This is a genomic window from Thermoflexibacter ruber (genome assembly GCF_900113045.1).
In the GTDB taxonomy this organism is placed as follows: Bacteria; Bacteroidota; Bacteroidia; order Cytophagales; family Thermoflexibacteraceae; genus Thermoflexibacter; species Thermoflexibacter ruber.
In genome coordinates this window covers 24,230-41,713 of record NZ_FONY01000005.1, presented here as the reverse complement: position 1 = coordinate 41,713, position 17,484 = coordinate 24,230, and the positions used below count along the sequence as shown (strand labels likewise).

The window sequence follows — 17,484 nt, the reverse complement described above, 5'->3', positions numbered from 1 at the left end:
TTGTGTCTTTCAACCAAAAATTTAAACACATTATTTCAATATGAAAAAACATTTAATCTTATATTTGATGATTGTGCTTAGCATAGCATTAATTAGTCAGTCAGTTTTTGCCCAAAAGACTGAGGAAAGAAAACTTGAAGCTTTCAAAACTGTAAAAATTGGAGGTAGCTTCAATGTAACGCTCCAAGAAGGGAATACTGAAAGTGTAAAAATTACAGCTTCAGGAATTGACTTAGACGACATTATTACTGAAAACGAAGGTAGCACACTCAACATTCGTATTCGCAATGATAAATGGAATTCAAGGAATAATTATAACTATACAGTAGATATAGTACTAACTTACAAGAACTTAGAAAAAATAAACTCGAGTGGTTCTTCTCGCATCAGCACCAAATCCACTATCAAAAGTGAAGATTTTGAATTAGCCCTTTCGGGTTCTGGTAAGTTTAAAGGCGCATTAGCAACACAAAGGTTAAACGTTTCTTTGAGTGGTTCAGGAGATATAGAAATTACAGGAAATACCAAAGAACAAAGTATTAGTATCTCTGGTTCTGGCGATGTGCAAGCAATAGACTTGAAATCTTCTTTCACTAAAATAAATATTTCTGGTTCTGGTAATGCTAAGGTACATGCAAGCGAAGAACTCGATGCCAGAGTTTCTGGCTCTGGGGATATTCGTTTTGCGGGTAATCCACAAAAACAAATCTTTAAAAGCAGTGGCTCTGGCTCTATCAAGAAAGTGAATTAAACTTTGGGTTTAGCTTTCCAAGCCACCAGGTACTTTATTAATAAGAAAATAGATATTCGCTAACTCTTGAATACTAACAAAATAAAAACCTTTGCAAAAAAATTGCAAAGGTTTTTCTACTTGCAGTAGCGAGGGGGGGGCTCGAACCCCCGACCTCAGCATTATGAGTGCTGCGCTCTAGCCAGCTGAGCTACCTCGCCAAGTAAGGCTACTTTTTAAAAACTTTGCCAAAGCTATTCACTTTGGCAGAATTTTTAGCAGAGGGAGAGGGATTCGAACCCCCGGACCTGTTACAGTCAACGGTTTTCAAGACCGCCGCTTTAAACCGCTCAGCCATCCCTCTATGATGTATGTTGATTGGTTAAAATCGTTAATTGCGGTGCAAAGGTAAGTAGTTTTTACGAAATCGCAAAACTATTTTTAAAAAAAATATTCATTTGGATACATAAGAGTTGATGCACCTTTTAGGCTTGATGAGTAAAATATTGATTTACAGTTTTCTTATTTCAAAATACTTTACTTTATTTGCGGTTTAGAAATTTTGTAGCATTGGCAATTTATGGAGTTAGTTGTATTTTACTCATTTGCAGCTTTGGTCTTTTTTTCTGCTATTTTTATTTTATTTACCAAGAATGTAATCTATGCAGCTTTTACGCTCTTGCTTACTTTTGTTGGCATTGCAGGAATTTATGTTTTTCTAATGGCTGATGTAGTAGCAGTTACACAAGTCATGGTTTATGTAGGTGGCATACTGATTTTGCTCATTTTTGGAGTAATGTTTACCAATAAGTTACAAAATGGCAAAATCTTAACCTCTCACCAATATCCTTTGATAGCTGGCTTGCTGGGAGTTGGTGTTTTTGTTTTACTTATCTCATTGATTTTCAAGACTGATTTCCAAAGTTTAGCTTGGATTCAAGAAATTACGCATCAGACACACAAAAATAACCACCCTGCCTCTACCATAGAACCAATAGGGCTGCAATTGATGACTCATCAGGTATTGGCTTTGGAAGTAGTGGGGGTTTTGCTCTTGCTTGCCTTAGTCGGAACTGCCTTAATAGCAGGGAGAAAAGTATGATTTTAACAGATTGGCATAATTTTTAGAAACTTATATTGTATAAATCTCGTTTTTTATTTATCTTGCGTTTGCCCTATAGTTTAATATGAATTCGGTGATGAAAGTAACCCCTTTAGATATTCGCAAAAAGTCTTTTGACAAAGTAACCTTTGGCGGCTACGACAAAGAAGACGTAAATGCTTTTTTACAAGCTATGTCCGTAGCATGGGAGAATATGACTGTCAAAAATGAAGATTTGGAGCGAAGATTAGCCGAAGCCCTCAACGAACTTAATCGCCTTCGCCAAATTGAAGCCTCTTTACTCACTACTTTAAAAGATTTAGAGCAGAGCAACCATGTTTTAAGAGAACAAGCCCAAAAGGAAGCCTATTTGATACTTCAGGAGGGTCAAGTAAAAGCCAATCAGATTATAGAGGAAGCAAAAACACAAGCCAAAATAGTAACTCGCGAAGCCAACCAGTTGGCTTATAATTCTTTGGCTCAGATGAGAGAAGAATTGAGGAAACTGGATTACAGCTACAGGCTGATAGAGAAGCAAAAAGAAAAACTCACTTCACAGATGACGGATTTCTTGAAAGATACGCTTGGGAAAATTACACAAATAGATACCTACAAGCGTACCGTTTTTTACGAAGAAGAAATAAAGAAAGCCAATGAGTTCATGCAAAGAAATAATGAGCAAACCAAGCAAACCCTACAAAATTTAGATAAAAACTATCCCAATTCTCAAAAGAAAACAGAAAGCAACATAAATGAGCTTTCTGAACCTCCTGCCTATGTAAATGGAGTAAATGGCTCTCACTTTGCACAGCAAAGTGCTATCAATATCTCAGAAAATCAAGACTTGGCTTCTTTTTTCGATAGCTTGTAAACTATTTTTCCTTTCTGTACTCTATCGCTTCTTTGACAAAACGCACAAAAAGTGGGTGTGGGTTGGCTACTGTACTTTTTAATTCAGGGTGAAACTGTACCCCTACAAAGTATCGATGATTTTTTAACTCCATAATCTCCACCAATTGGGTAGTGGGGTTGATACCAGAGGCAATCATACCTGCCTGCTCAAATTGAGTTAAATAATTGTTATTGAACTCGTAACGGTGTCTGTGGCGTTCTTGGATTTCTTTTTTCTTGTAAATGCTCCATGCCAAAGAATCTTTTTTTAACTCACAAGGGTACGCACCCAGACGCATCGTTCCACCCTTCATTGTGATTTTCTTTTGGTCTTCCATCATGTCTATTACAGGGTGCGGTGCTTCTTTGTTCATTTCCGTAGAGTTTGCCCCTTCTAAGTGAAGGACATTCCTTGCAAAATCTATCACTGCACATTGCATTCCTAAGCAGATGCCAAAAAATGGAATATTTTTTTCCCTTGCGAAACCTACTGCTCTAATTTTTCCTTCAATTCCTCTATCGCCAAAACCGGGAGCGACCAGTATGCCGTCCATGTCCCCCAATCTGCTATCCACTTCGTCTATGCTAATCAGTTCTTCGGAACGAATAAAACTAAGGTTTACTTTACATTCGTTTTCTGCTCCTGCATGAACAAATGCCTCAGAAATAGACTTATATGCGTCGGGAAGTTCTACATACTTGCCCACTAAGGCAATATTTACCTCATTAGTAGGGTTTTTTAGTTTCCCTAAAAATTGCTTCCAATCCTCTATATTTAACGTTTGATTCTTAGGGAGTTGCAGTTTTTCTAATACTATCTCGTCCAGCCTTTCCCTACGCATTAGCAAAGGGACATCATAAATGCTTTCTGCATCAATAGACTCAATTACTGAATTGATGTCCACATTACAAAATAGAGCTAATTTTCTGCGAATATCATAAGGTAGCGGATACTCAGTGCGGCAAACTAAAATTTGAGGTTGGATTCCCTCTTCCAAGAGTTTTTTTACAGAGTGCTGAGTAGGTTTAGTTTTTAGTTCTCCTGCTTTTTTTAGGTAAGGAATCAAAGTGAGGTGAATCACAATGACATTTTCAGGACCTAAGTCCCAACGAGCCTGACGTACTGCTTCTATGAAAGGCAAAGATTCTATATCGCCCACGCAACCACCTATTTCTGTAATGATGATGTCATATTTTCCTGTTTGCCCAAGAGCAAAAAAGTTGCGTTTAATCTCATCAGTAATATGAGGGATAACCTGCACTGTCTTTCCCAAATATGCACCTTCTCTTTCCTTCATAATCACGTTGTAATAGATTCTCCCTGTGGTTACGTTGTTGGCTTGGGAAGTAGGAATATTGAGAAAACGCTCGTAATGCCCTAAGTCTAAATCAGTTTCTGCACCATCATCGGTTACATAGCACTCTCCATGCTCGTAGGGGTTCAAGGTGCCGGGGTCGACATTGATATAGGGGTCAAACTTTTGGATAGTTACAGAGAAACCTCTTGCTTGCAACAATTTTGCCAAAGAAGCAGAAACAATGCCTTTGCCCAAGGAAGAGGTAACTCCTCCTGTAACGAAAATATATTTAGTATTAGCCACGATTTAGATGCAGTTTAAAGATGCTCAAAAAATTTGGGTGCAAATCTACTTAAAAAAATATGCTTTACAAAGGGTAACAATATTATTTGCCAGAGGATTATACTGAGATAAAAATTGATTTACAAAAAATATTCTTATAAAACTTTGCTAATCAAAATATTAAAACTTGTTTCCTTAGTCAGTATGCTTTATAAGCCCATCAGAGAAAAATCTTTCTGCCTAATTGCATTAAAAATCTGGTAAAAATTTATATTTGCAACGCCAAAATCGTGCATATTTGCTAAACAGTTCATGTAGCATTGAAAAAAACAACATCATGGGTAAAATTATCGCTATTGCCAACCAAAAGGGTGGAGTAGGAAAAACAACAACTGCAATCAACTTGGGCGCAAGTTTAGCCGCCTTAGAATATAAAACCTTAGTGGTAGATGCTGACCCACAAGCAAATTCTACTTCTGGCTTGGGCATGAACCCCAAAGAAGTACGTAAAAGTATTTATGACTGCATGATTAATCAGACCAATGTCAAGGAGGTCATTGTACCAAGCTCTTTTGATTACTTAGATATTATTCCTTCGCATATAGATTTGGTAGGAGCTGAGATAGAGATGATTAACATTAAAAACCGCGAGGAACGCATGAGGGAAGCCCTTGGTACAGTCAAAAACGAATACGATTTTATCTTAGTGGACTGCTCGCCCTCTTTGGGTTTGGTTACGGTCAATGCTTTGACTGCTTCCGATTCGGTAATAGTACCTGTGCAGTGCGAATATTTTGCTTTGGAAGGTTTGGGTAAGTTATTGAATACCATTAAGATTATTCAAAGCAGACTGAATACAGAGTTGGAAATAGAGGGAATTTTACTAACCATGTACGATGCAAGGCTTAGGTTGGCAAACCAAGTAGTAGAGGAAGTAAATACACACTTTAAAGACTTGGTATTCAAGACTATTATCCCAAGAAATATTCGTCTAAGTGAATCTCCAAGTTTCGGACTTCCTGCCATTGCTCATGATGCAGAAAGCAAGGGTACGCAAAGTTACTTGAACTTAGCCCAAGAGATTTTGGACAAAAACGGAATTGCAAAATAAGTAAAAAATAAAAATGGCTGACGAGAAAAAAACACCACAGTTGAAGAAACGTGCTATGGGCAGAGGCTTAGATGCACTTCTAAGCGATAACAGGACAGTACTTACAGAGGAAGGCGTTTCCAAAGAGTTAGAAGAATTGAGGCACTTAGCTACGCAGTTTAGCCTAATTCCTGTGGACAAAATAGAGGTTAATCCTTTTCAGCCTCGTACTAACTTCGATATAGAAGCCTTAAAAGAACTTTCTGAATCTATTAAGGTACAAGGCATTATCCAACCCATTACAGTTAGGCAATTAGACGAAGACACCTACCAACTCATCTCTGGGGAGCGTCGCCTGAAAGCCTCCAAGATGGCAGGTTTGACGGAAATTCCTGCTTATATTCGCACAGGCAACGACCAACAAATGTTGGAAATGGCACTGATTGAAAATATCCAACGCGAAGAACTCAACCCTGTGGAAGTAGCTCTGAGTTATCAAAGACTTATAGCAGAATGCAACTTGAAACAAGAGGAGTTAGGCGATAGGGTAGGGAAGAAGCGTACTACGGTGAATAATTACCTGCGCTTGCTCAAACTCCCTCCCGATATTCAAGCAGGTCTTCGGGACGGCAAAGTAAGCATGGGACACGCTCGCGCGCTTATCAACATAGACAGTGTGGATATCCAACTCTCTATTTATAAGCGAATTATAGAGGAAGACCTCTCTGTAAGAAAGGTGGAAGATTTGGTTAGGGAATTAGCAGATAGAGAGGAGAAAAAGCCCAATTCACAAAAAAAGCCTGCGGACTATGCCCTTTTGCAACTCCAATCTAAGTTGTCAAGTCGCTTTGGTACAAAGGTACAAATTAAAAAAGGCGCGGATAATAAAGGCGAAATCAAAATTCCTTTTGTTTCTGAGGAAGATTTGAATAGAATTTTAGAAATGCTTGCCTAAGTTCATCTTTACTTTTTATGAAAAGATTAACTGATTAAGTGTTTCCACAAAATATCAAACACTGTCGAGGAATTTATATGCCGCTCTGATAACAAGTCATTTCTTTTAGAAATTAAGAGTGGTCTATCTCCCTCATTTTCAGGAATTCTGCCGTGCGAACCCTTGACCAAAGTAGCGTCTAAGGGGATAATGTCCATCAACATTCTGAACCCTAACTTCTTTTTTAGCAATTTCCCTGCTACTACCAAAGGCAGAAGTTTGATTTTAGGGTTAGCAAACATTTCTACGGGGTCATAGCCCGGTTTTTTGTGAATATCTACGATGCGAGCAAAATCAGGGGCTTTTTTATCATCTAACCAATAATAGTAAGTAAACCATGAATCCTTGTCAGCGACTACTACAAAATCGCCTGAACGAGAATGATTTAAGCCAAATTCTGCCTTGCTCTTTTCGCCTAAAATCAGTTCTATCCCTACAGTATTTTCTAAAATGGCTCTGACCTTATTTAGTTCGTTTTTATCATTGACGTAAACATGGGCTATTTGGTGGTCGGCTACGGCAAAGGCTTTGCTTGCTCCTGCATCTAAGAGTTCTAAACCTCTTTCCTGTCTGATAGCCAAATAATTATGCTGTCTTAAAATTCTATTCAAGTGAATAGGGTGGTTCACATCAGTAATGCCGTATTCTGAAAGCACTACGACCTGTGTCGCTCTTTTTTCGTAAAAAGTAATCAAATCTTGGCAAACTTGGTCTATTTCTCTCAAATCTTTTGGGATAGAAGGGTGCTGAGTACCATGTCTTTGGAAATTATAATCTAAGTGAGGGAGGTAAATCAAAGTCAAAGTAGGGCTATGCCATTCTTCTACCAATTTGGAGGCTTCTGCTATCCATTGGCTTGATTTGATAGACGTTCTGGGACCCCAAAAATCAAATAAAGGGAATATACCCAATTTTTCTTGTAATTTATCTCTCAAATCTGCGGGAAAAGAATAACAATCTGGCATTTTTCGTCCGTCTGCCAAGTATTGCGGACGGGGGGTAACGCTATAATCTACCGTAGAGTACATATTGTACCACCAAAATAGGTTAGCACAGGTAAATGACCTATCTATTTTTTTTGCCTTTTCCCAAATTTTTTCTGCTTGAACTAACTTATTAGATTGTCGCCAAAACTTGATTTCACACTCCTCCTCAAAATACCAGCCATTACCCACAATACCATGCTCATTAGGGTATTTGCCCGTGAGATAAGTAGCTTGTAAAGAGCAAGTTACCGCAGGAAGTACAGGGTTGATAGAGGAAAGAGAGCCTTGTTTTGCCCATTGATGGAGGAAGGGAGTATTTTCCCCAATCAGCGAAGGAGTAAGCCCTACGACATTGATAACAACTGTTTTTTTCATAGTTCCTTATTTATGCAAAATTATATTTTCCACTTCATAAAACTTGCAACCTGTTTGTAAGAAATTTTGAAAATATTGGCTCAAAATATGCTTTTAAACAGTAAATTAGTCCGTATTTTTACGAGTTTTCTATTAATCACTTTAACAAGGTAGATAAAACTATGAAACTATTACGTTACGCGCTGTTGCTCTTATTTATTTTTTGCTTGGCGGCTAACATTTTTGCTCAAAAAACTGATGCCAAGAAGGAAAAAGAAGAGCGTAAAAAGTGGAAGGAAAAAAAGAGCAAGGTAGAACCTTTGCAGTACAGAGATATGCTCAAAGAAATAGATGAACTCAAGGCGGAAAATGAAGCCTTGAAACGACAGAATGCAAGTATGCAGGCTGGTTTTGATGACAAAGAAGCACTGAAAGCAAGCCTACAAAAGCAAATAGACGAATTGAAAAAAGGAGGAGCAAATACGACAGTAAAAACAGAACCCAACGAAGTAGATGCTTCTTTCAAATCTAAAGGAGTGATTTTCAGAGTACAAGTAGGAGCATACCGCAAAATAGACCTTTCTCGCTTCAAAGACAATAACCGCAATTTTGGTATCTTACAAGATGGCGATATTTTAAAATACGAGTTAGGCTCTTTTAACAATCCCAAAGAGGCTTATGCTTTTAAAAAGTACTTGATGAAAATAGGCGTGCCAAGTCCTTGGGTAGTAGCTTACAAAGACGGACAACGCATGACTGAGGATATTCGCACCATTCTGAAAAGTGTAGGGATTACCGATGCCGACTTGGAAACAGATTTGTTTAAAGAATAGGCGTTTGAGTTATAAGTAATGAGTTGTTTGAACTAACTATTCAGCTATTTAACTATCAAGCTATTCCAACTATCAAAACCATTTAACTATTTAAGAAACATGAAAACAAAAATATTTTTAATATTAATCTTTATTTTTTGCATCGACTTGGGTGCGTTTGCTCAAAAGAAAAAGCCAAGCGCAGAAGAAAAAGCCGCAGAGAAAGAGTGGAAAAGAAAGCTCAAAGACCTTGACCCCTTGCAATACAGGGACTTGGTGAATGAACTAAATAGATTGCGCGGAGAAAATGCAGGTTTGAAGGGTAAACTTAGAACCGTAGGTAAGGATATGACCGACAAAGATACAGAAATAGCTAAATTGCAAAATGAGTATGATTCTATCAGTAATGCCATAAACCAAGCCAAGAAAAATGAGGCAAACAATGGTACAAACCCTGAGTATGCCAAAGGGACGTGGTACAGAGTGCAAGTAGGTGTAAAAAATAGGATTGATATTTCCGAAGTAGGGGGAGATGCCAAAAATCTTATCATAGAAAAGGATAGCGATAATATTTACAAATATACCTTAGGGCATTTCAAAGATTATTGGGAAGCAGATGAGTTTAAAAAAGCCCTTCGCACTATCATGGGCTTGGACAAAAGGAAAGAAGAAGACCGAGAAATATGGACGGTTATCTACAAGGATAATGAAAGGGCAAGTATGAAAGACCGTTTGGAATTGGAATCTGGCGCACCTAAGGGAGATAATTAGGAATATGAAAAATATTTTTACCAAAATAAAGAGGCTGTCCAAAAAAGACAGCCTCTTTTTCTCATATCATTACTTAGCGGGTTCTCCTTCGCTATTGAGTTCTACCACATCGTACCCCAAAGTACCAAGTCTTTCACCAAATACATTTTTATCTCCCACAATCACAATTACCATTTTGTCAAAAGGCAAATGTTTTTTAGCCAAAGTGTTGATTTCCTCTTTGGTAATCGACTTGACAATAGCATTTTGTTTTTCAGTGTAGTTGTTAGCTAAATCGTACTCGATAATTCTACCTAAGAAAGCAGCTTTTTGGAAACCTGTTTCAAAGTTGCGAGCTTCTGACTGCCCTATAGATTTACGCATGAACTCCAACTCAGCATCGGTAATTCCTTTCTCGGCGTAGTTTTTAATTTCTTTCATAAACTCTACTACTGCACTGTCGCTTGCTGTAACCTTGATACCCCCTGAGGCAGTAAAGCGTGTGTCCATTTTATCTCCTGAGAAACCACTTCTTGCTCCATACGTCCAGCCTTTGTCTTCGCGCAAGTTGAGGTTGATGCGGCTGTTAAATGCCCCGCCTAAGACATAGTTGGTCAATACTGTTTTGTAATATTCTCCTGTAGCATCGTACTTCAGCGTATTATTTACATAACCAATTCTAATTTCTGACTGAGCGGCTTTCTCCTTGTGTACTAAGTAGATTTTAGTTTTTTCTATGGCTTTTGCCGCAGGAATAGTTGGCATTTTTATCTCTTTTTTAGCCCATTTTTCTAAGAAAGAAAGTTTAGGCAAAATTTCTTGTTGAGTAATGTCGCCTACGATTACTACATTGCTCACCGAAGGAGAGAAATAGTTAGTATAAAAACTCTTTACATCATCTAAAGTAATTTGTCCAACAGTCTGTTCCGTTCCTGATAGAGGCATCGCTTTGATATGGTCTTTGCCGTATAATAGCTTGGAATACACCGTATTGGCAATGAAGGTAGGCTGGGTCTGCTGATTTTTAATGCCTGCTATGGCTTGCTTTTTCAATCTTTCAAAATCTGCTTGGTCAAACTTAGGTCTGAACAGTTTTTCTTCCAATAAAGTCAAGGTCTTTTCTAAGTTTTTCTTCAGAGTAAAGACTTGTACACTGATTTCGTCCTCGCCAGCTCCGAAGGAAATATTGCTGCCTAACTTATCCAACTCTGAACTAATGGCTTCAGAAGAATAGTTTTGTGTACTTTCATTGAGCATCTGAGCTGTCATGTTAGCTACTCCTGCTTTAGTCATGTCATTAATGGAGTGCAGATGACCTCCTTTGATGCTCATTCTTAGGGTAACAGTAGGAATCTCATCGTTTTGGGTGCCTATTAACTTCATACCATTAGCAAAGTCTTTTTTCCACATATCTGGTACTTTGACTACAGGATTAGTACCGCTTGCAGGTCTTTTGCTTCTGTCAAAATCATCTTTAGGTTTGTTGTATCTCAACCCTTCATAGCCATAATTAGGGGCTTTGTAGATAGAAGTATCTATGGTGTAGTTGTCCTCTGCGGCCACATCTCGGGCATCTTTGGGATAAATGCTCAAAATCACCGCTCCCTTGCCTTTAATATATTGGTTATACACGCGCAAGACATCTTCTTTTTGCAAGTTTTGCACTTCTGCCAATCTTTTTCCTATTTGGTTCGGAGATTTGAAGAAAGTTTGGAAATAAGCCAACTGAGAAACTTTACCCGATACACTTTGCAAGCCATTGATAATTGAAGACTCTTCGCTTGCCTTGAATCGCTGTAATGCCTCATCAGAAACACCTCTTTTCTCAAATTCTTCAAAAGACTCACGCATTATTTTTTCCAGATCTGCCAACTTTTGTCCGGGGAAAGGTACAAACATTGCTGTAAACTCTCCTGCTAATTCAGAAGTGCTATTAAAAAGATTTGCTTGTGCCGCTTTTTGTGTTTTAGTAAATTTTTCAAAGAAAATAGAGTTGCGTCCTTGCCCAATAATTTCAGCTAAGCAACTTAGTGCAGTAGCGTCAGGGTGAGTAGAAGGCACGGTAGGGAAAACTACTCTCAGCATAGGAAAGCGAATGTAGTTGTCTTGATAAGAAACATAGCGGTCTTTATCCAAAGTTACCCAAGGTAATTTCATGTCTTGTACCTCAGGACCTCTTGGGATAGAGCCAAAGTATTTTTCTACCAATTTAATTACTTCTTTGGGGTTTACATCGCCCCCTACGGTCAGTACGGCGTTGTTAGGTCCATACCAACGCAAGAAAAAATTTTTCAAATCATTTACATCTACTCTGTCTAAGTCCTCCACATAGCCAATAGTTAGCCAAGAATAAGGATGTCCATAAGGATATAAATTTTTTGCAGAGTATTCTCCTGCTAATCCATAAGGACGATTGTCATAGTTTTGTCCTCTCTCATTTTTTACTGTGGCACGCTGTATTTCAAACTTCTTTTGGGTAACAGCATCTAATAAAAAACCCATTCTATCGGCTTCTAACCACAAAGCTACTTCTAATTGGTTAGCTGGCAGCGTTTCAAAGTAATTGGTTCTGTCGCGGTTAGTTGTTCCGTTTAGCGTGCCTCCAGACTCGGTAACAATTTTGAAATGTTCTTCATCAGCCACATTGTCAGAGCCTTGAAACATCATGTGTTCAAAAAAGTGGGCAAAGCCAGATTTTTTAATCTCTTCTCTCGCCGAGCCTACGTGATAGGTTACGTCCACGTGTACGATGGGGTCAGAGTGGTCTTCGTGAATCACTACCGTCAAGCCATTAGATAGTTCATACTTTTCATAAGGAATGACAATTTCATTGCCTTTTTTGCTTACTTTTTCTACTAATTTGCTTTGTGCCAAGGCAACAGACGCAAAGCAACAAGCTAATACAAGAAAGAATAAATTTTTTTTCATATTCAGTGTTGTTTTAAATGAAAAATGTGCGTCAAAGTTAAAAAACTTCAAATAGCAATCATTCTTTTGAACTTGTTAAATTATTTGAAAAGTGATAAGTTCTTAGGTTTTTCATCTATGAAATGTATTCATAGGTTTAATCAGAGATGAATCATTACATTTTACTCAAAATATACTATACATTTTATCAATAAAATTTTAGGTACTTCATCTAATTTTTAGGTAGTTTCGCTTATCTTTGACCGATAAACCTAAAATCCTTCAATGCCTTATGTTACGACAAATCTTATATATTTTTTTTGTTGTTATTCTACTATCTACTTGCTTTTCACCAACTTTTGCGCAAAATGATTACAAACTGCGCCTCCAAACAGGGGAGTGGAGCATCAAAGCTAACTCTATAGAGTTTTTGAAAAGCAAAGCAATCAAAGATAAACAACTGAAAAGCAAGTCTTTGGAAAAAAAATATCCACTTGTAGTTCAGTTTGAAAAACTGCCGACAGAGGCACAAAGGAAAAAAATCAAAGCAAGTGGCGTTGAGTTGATAGACTACCTGCCTGATTATGCCTTTACTGCCCTTGTTCCTACCCAACTTTCTGAAAAGCAAAAGCAAGAATTACAAATCAGGGCTTTTGTAGAGCTACCTCTTAATGCAAAAGTTGCCCCCGAACTCATAGGTAAATTTATTCCTGAGTATGCTAAAATGGGGAAAGATTTAGTAAGCGTAGATATTTCTCTGCTTTCTGCTGAGGGGATAGATGAAGTAGCCGAGGAAATTAAAAAACTCAAAGGAGTAGTTCGAGAAAAAAGTGGATTTTTTAAACTCATTACTGCTTATTTGCCTCAAAGTCAATTGTATAACCTTGCCCAATCACCTTGGGTGCAGTTTATTAGCATGACAGAAAGTCCCTTAGAAATTCATAACAATAGGGTAAGCCGCAACCGACACACTGCCAATATTTTAGGCAATGCTCCGAGAAATCTCTTGGGCAATGGCGTAATTGTAGGGATTTGGGACGGAATTTTAAGACCTCATGTGGACTTGGGAAATAGAGTGGTCAATAAAGAAATTTATACTGACCTCACTGACCCCAACGAAACTGACCATGGCAATCACGTAGCTGGAACATTGGCTGGCTCAGGTTTTATCAATCCTGCCAATCAAGGCATTGCACCCAAAGCTACTTTATATTCTTATAGCTTTGGCGACAATAACCCCAATAGAATCAACTCTAATAGGACGGTAGAAACTGAGGTTTTGAACGCAATAGATGAATTTAACCCTTCTAACGGTGTAGTTATTACACAAAACTCTTTCGGACCCTCTATTAGTGCTTGCGAAGGACTGTCCAATTATCCTGCCAGAGCAAGGAGGAGAGATATGTTAGCAAGAGCCTATCCCTTTCTTACTCAGTGCGTTTCCGCAGGAAATTCTCAATCGGCTTGTGCAGGTGGCTTTACTACGATTACTGATGTTACCAAAAATGCCATTATTGTAGGCAATGTAGATGCTTTAGACAATATTTCCGCTACAAGTAGCTTCGGACCTGCAAGGGACGGAAGAATTAAGCCTGACATTGCCGCCATTGGAGAAAATGTAACTTCTTTAAGTTTTGAAAATCAGTATTCTAACAAAAGTGGGACTTCTATGGCAACACCAAGTGTATCGGGCGTAGCTGCTTTGCTCTATGAAAGGTACAGGCAGTTGCATAGTAATACCAATCCTACTTCAGACCTTGTGAAAGCCTTGCTTTGCAATAATGCAGACGACATAGGCAATGCTCTCCCTGACTACAAAACAGGTTTTGGCAGACTCAACGGCATCAATGCCATAAAAGCCTTAGAGGAAAATCGTTTTGAACAGAGAGCAATTACGCAGGGACAAAGCATTAGCCGTACTATCACTGTGGCACCTAATACGGCAGAATTGAAAATCATGCTTACTTGGATAGACCCCGAAGCCTTGCATAATACCCCTATTGCTTTGGTTAATAACCTGAACTTACAAGTAATAGCCCCTGACGGAACAGTTTTTCACCCTTGGGTATTAAACCCTAACAATCCTAATGCTTTGGCTACAAGGCAGATAGATAATGTCAATAATATAGAACAAGTAACTATTACCAACCCTACAGCAGGAAATTATACCATTACGGTCATAGGGGCAGCTGTACCATTGGGAGCGCAAAACTATGCAATTACTTGGACAGTCAATCCTTTTTATAGAGAAATTACCTATCCGCAAGCGGGTGATATTCTCCGCCCAAATATCACACAAACAGTGTATTGGCAACAAGCGGGAGCAAGCGGGGCGCAGTTAGTGGAATACTCCTTAGATGGTGGGGGAACTTGGACGGCTATTGGAACAGTAAATACTCCTGCTACAGCTATTAACTGGCTCACTCCAAACATCAACCCTAACGACCAAGTTCGCTTACGAGTAAGTGGGGCTTTTTCACCTAATATTGTAGCTGAAACAGGGAATTTTAAGATTGTACGCACACCTGCCACTTTTAATATTACGGGTTGTGGAAATGTTCAGCTTTCTTGGGCGGCAGTACCAGGTGCCACTGCTTATGATGTTTTTGAAATAGATAGTAACAACGGGAATTTGATTCCTTTACCAAACTCCCCTACAAGCAGTACTTTTATTACTGACACGCGAAATCTACAAGTTGGGAAAACGTATTGGTACACAGTCAGAACACGCTCAGGGTCAATCGTTGGCGAGCAGGCGATTGCTTTGAACTATACAGTTACACAAAACACCAACCAAATAGTTACCAATGGCAATGACAGTGGGCAAGGTTCTCTTAGAGAGGCGATTGCAAGGGCTTGTCCTGCTTCTACTATTACTTTTGCTCCTCATGTCAAGGAGGTTTTGTTAAATTCTTCTTTATGGATAGAAAAAGACTTAACGATTGATGGTGGCTCAGGCAGCAATACCGTTGTTATCAAAAGAAATAGCACAGAACCTTTCAGATTGTTTAGAGTTACCAAAGGTACGCAAAACCTTGCTATCAATAATATAGTAGTGAATATGAATAATTTAACCCTCCAAAATGGAGGGGTGGCAGATTTTGGAGGAGCTATTTTGAATACAGGAACGCTAACTTTAAGAAACTGTTTTATTCTGAATAATATCTCAGGAGGTACGGGGGGAGCTATCCAAAATGGCTTTGAAACTCGAGGTGGGACTATGACCTTGATTAATTGTGTATTAGCTTTTAATACCTCCAATCCTGAGAACGGGGCTACTATCCAAAATGGCTTTTTTGTTGCCGCTAATCTTATCCTGCAAAACTGCACAATTACTGATAATACTGCCGCAAGCGATAGGGTTGGTATTAGAAACTTAGCAAGTAATCTGACTCTGCAAAACACCATTATCAATCACGAAGGAAGTATTAGTAATGTTTTTGGTGGAGTAATTACTTCGCAAGGTGGAAATATCACTTTGGGAAATAGCCCTTTTACTATGCAAGCCTCTGATTTACAAAATACTGACCCTCGTTTACTACTTTTTATACCTGCTTATTGTAGCCCTGCGATTAATACAGGGGTCGGAGTTTTTCCTGCCACAGATGCCTTGGGCAGTAGTAGAATAGGCATAGGCGACAGAGGTGCGGTTGAGTTTACAGGGCAAGCACCTGCTACACAAAATTTTATTGTGCAAAACGGCAACGACACTGGGGCAGGTTCGCTAAGAGAGGCTATTACTTGCGCTCCCGAAAATGCTAATATCACTTTTGCTTCTACAGTCAGTAAGGTCATGCTCAATACCGCTGAGCTACCTGTTCGTAGGAGTGTAAATATCTCAGGTTTAGGTCAGGTAAGTATCCAAAGAGAAGCTGAGAGAGATTTTAGGATTTTTAATATAGAAAACAGTAGTATCAACCCTGTTAAAATCAGTGGCTTAACAATTTCCAACGGTTCACTCTCTCCTCTGGCAAACTCTACTTCTAACTCGAGTGGAGGTGGCATTAGGCTTTCAAAAGGCAGACTGACTTTAGAAAATGTGCGTATCCAACAAAATCAAGCTCCTTTAGGTGGTGGAATCGCTGTAGCCGCTAATACCCAATTAGAAATAAACAATTCATTCATTATCAATAATAAATCTAATGCTAACAATGATAATACAACGCGCTTTGGGCAAATAGGAGGCGGACTTTGGATAGAGGGAAATGGGAATACTAATCTAATTAATACGGTGGTAGCGAACAATTTAGCCTCTAATGCAGGAGCAGGAATCTACAATGCAGGAACGCTAAGTTTGACGAATGTAACTCTTGCTAATAATAAAACTAATCCTCAACCTTCTCAGGGTGAGGAGAATAACAATGCCTCTGCCTTGAATTTGGCGATTAATTCTAATACAACTTTGCAGAATACAATTTTAGCGAATCCAGATTTAGCAGGTGGGAATCTTTCTGTGGCAACAAGTTTACTTTTTACAAGTCGTGGGGGCAACCTTAGTAGCGACCGCACAACTATAGATTTTTTGAAAGAAAATACTGACCAAAATCAAAGCAAGCCGCTCTTTATCAATGCGGAAGCCAATAATTTTGAACTGCTTTGCTATGATGGCAGTGGAGCGAATCCTGCAGTAGGCAAGGGGGTAAAAGGGAACAATGCACCCGATATAGACATTTTGGGTAGAAAACGCCAAAAAATAGACATAGGGGCTTATAGCTTACAAGCCTGCCCTATTAATGCTCCTTTCGTTTTTGCACAAGCGGGAAACAAGGAAGTCTTACTCTTATGGCAAAGCAATAAAGAACCTTTGAGTTTTGCGTATGAAATCTATGCTTTTACGGCTGACAAACCTGCTGAACTCATAGGTACTACGCAATATAATTCCGCTCTTGTCAGTAACCTGAAGAATGGAACTACTTATTATTTCTACGTAGTAGCTATCAGCGACTTTGGCAATAGCCCAAGAAGCAATACCGTAACTGCCAGACCTTCTGTGATTTTAGGAGTTGATAATGAAGAATTTAACAAAAAATTATTGATTTTCCCCAATCCTACTAAAGATGAAATTACCCTTGCCTTAGAAGATGAAAATTTAGGGAAAGCAATTACCTTACAACTCACTAATTTGGCAGGTCAAACGGTAATACAAAGAAGCATTGCCATACAAGACAGTTCTCAATTTACAGAAAAACTCAGCCTATCTGCCTTGTCTTCAGGGGTTTATATTTTAAGCATTATGACTGAGAAAGGGATATATGTCAAAAAGATAGAGAAGTGGTAAAATTTGTAAA

The 17,484-nt window shown here is 38.7% G+C and carries 11 protein-coding genes and 2 tRNA genes; 8 read left to right on the top strand and 5 right to left on the bottom strand.

The features are described 5' to 3' along the window. Window positions 1-40 precede the first annotated feature (40 nt). On the top strand, window positions 41-751 hold the full coding sequence (locus BM141_RS03880; RefSeq protein WP_091540360.1) for a head GIN domain-containing protein: 711 nt from the start codon (window positions 41-43) through the stop codon (window positions 749-751). A gap of 126 nt (window positions 752-877) precedes the next feature. Here BM141_RS03880 and BM141_RS03875 read toward each other — a convergent pair. Next, window positions 878-951, bottom strand: a tRNA-Met gene (locus tag BM141_RS03875). A 58-nt stretch (window positions 952-1,009) separates the two neighbouring features. Then, window positions 1,010-1,094: transfer RNA gene (locus BM141_RS03870), tRNA-Ser, on the bottom strand. 216 nt (window positions 1,095-1,310) lie between these two features. Between BM141_RS03870 and BM141_RS03865 the strand changes: the two genes are divergently transcribed. Together BM141_RS03865 and BM141_RS03860 are read left to right on the top strand one after the other, a co-directional pair. Continuing rightward, window positions 1,311-1,832: an NADH-quinone oxidoreductase subunit J family protein gene (locus BM141_RS03865; protein ID WP_091540356.1), complete on the top strand. Its 522-nt coding sequence runs from the start codon at window positions 1,311-1,313 to the stop codon at window positions 1,830-1,832. Window positions 1,833-1,929: 97 nt separating this feature from the next. Beyond that, window positions 1,930-2,703 (top strand): DivIVA domain-containing protein, encoded by a 774-nt coding sequence (locus BM141_RS03860; RefSeq protein ID WP_177217254.1) that lies wholly within the window; start codon window positions 1,930-1,932, stop codon window positions 2,701-2,703. 1 nt (window position 2,704) lies between these two features. Here the strand turns inward: BM141_RS03860 and BM141_RS03855 are convergent, their stop codons facing one another. Continuing rightward, a complete protein-coding gene (locus tag BM141_RS03855) occupies window positions 2,705-4,324 on the bottom strand; it encodes a CTP synthase (RefSeq protein ID WP_091540348.1) in 1,620 nt (539 codons plus the stop codon). Between the two features lie 316 nt (window positions 4,325-4,640). Here BM141_RS03855 and BM141_RS03850 point away from each other — a divergent pair, with 316 nt between their 5' ends. Both BM141_RS03850 and BM141_RS03845 read left to right on the top strand, forming a co-directional pair. Further along, entirely contained in the window at window positions 4,641-5,414 is a 774-nt protein-coding gene (locus tag BM141_RS03850; RefSeq protein WP_091540345.1) for a ParA family protein, read from the top strand. Window positions 5,415-5,427: 13 nt separating this feature from the next. Then, window positions 5,428-6,348 carry a ParB/RepB/Spo0J family partition protein gene (locus BM141_RS03845; protein ID WP_091540342.1) on the top strand — a complete coding sequence of 307 codons (921 nt, stop codon included), beginning with the start codon at window positions 5,428-5,430 and terminating at the stop codon, window positions 6,346-6,348. Between the two features lie 26 nt (window positions 6,349-6,374). Here BM141_RS03845 and BM141_RS03840 read toward each other — a convergent pair whose 3' ends face one another. Then, on the bottom strand, window positions 6,375-7,748 hold the full coding sequence (locus tag BM141_RS03840) for an alkaline phosphatase family protein (protein ID WP_091540338.1): 1,374 nt from the start codon (window positions 7,746-7,748) through the stop codon (window positions 6,375-6,377). A 161-nt stretch (window positions 7,749-7,909) separates the two neighbouring features. Between BM141_RS03840 and BM141_RS03835 the strand changes: the two genes are divergently transcribed. Continuing rightward, a complete protein-coding gene (locus BM141_RS03835; RefSeq protein ID WP_091540334.1) occupies window positions 7,910-8,560 on the top strand; it encodes a hypothetical protein in 651 nt (216 codons plus the stop codon). Between the two features lie 99 nt (window positions 8,561-8,659). Further along, window positions 8,660-9,310 (top strand): SPOR domain-containing protein, encoded by a 651-nt coding sequence (locus tag BM141_RS03830; RefSeq protein WP_143090791.1) that lies wholly within the window; start codon window positions 8,660-8,662, stop codon window positions 9,308-9,310. 69 nt (window positions 9,311-9,379) lie between these two features. On the opposite strand, the gene BM141_RS03825 is transcribed toward BM141_RS03830, so the two are convergent. Continuing rightward, the gene (locus tag BM141_RS03825) at window positions 9,380-12,217 is read right to left on the bottom strand and encodes a M16 family metallopeptidase (RefSeq protein ID WP_091540326.1); all 2,838 of its coding nucleotides are present in this window, start codon (window positions 12,215-12,217) and stop codon (window positions 9,380-9,382) included. A 271-nt stretch (window positions 12,218-12,488) separates the two neighbouring features. Between BM141_RS03825 and BM141_RS03820 the strand changes: the two genes are divergently transcribed. Then, entirely contained in the window at window positions 12,489-17,474 is a 4,986-nt protein-coding gene (locus BM141_RS03820; protein ID WP_091540323.1) for a S8 family serine peptidase, read from the top strand. The last annotated feature ends 10 nt before the right edge of the window (window positions 17,475-17,484 follow it).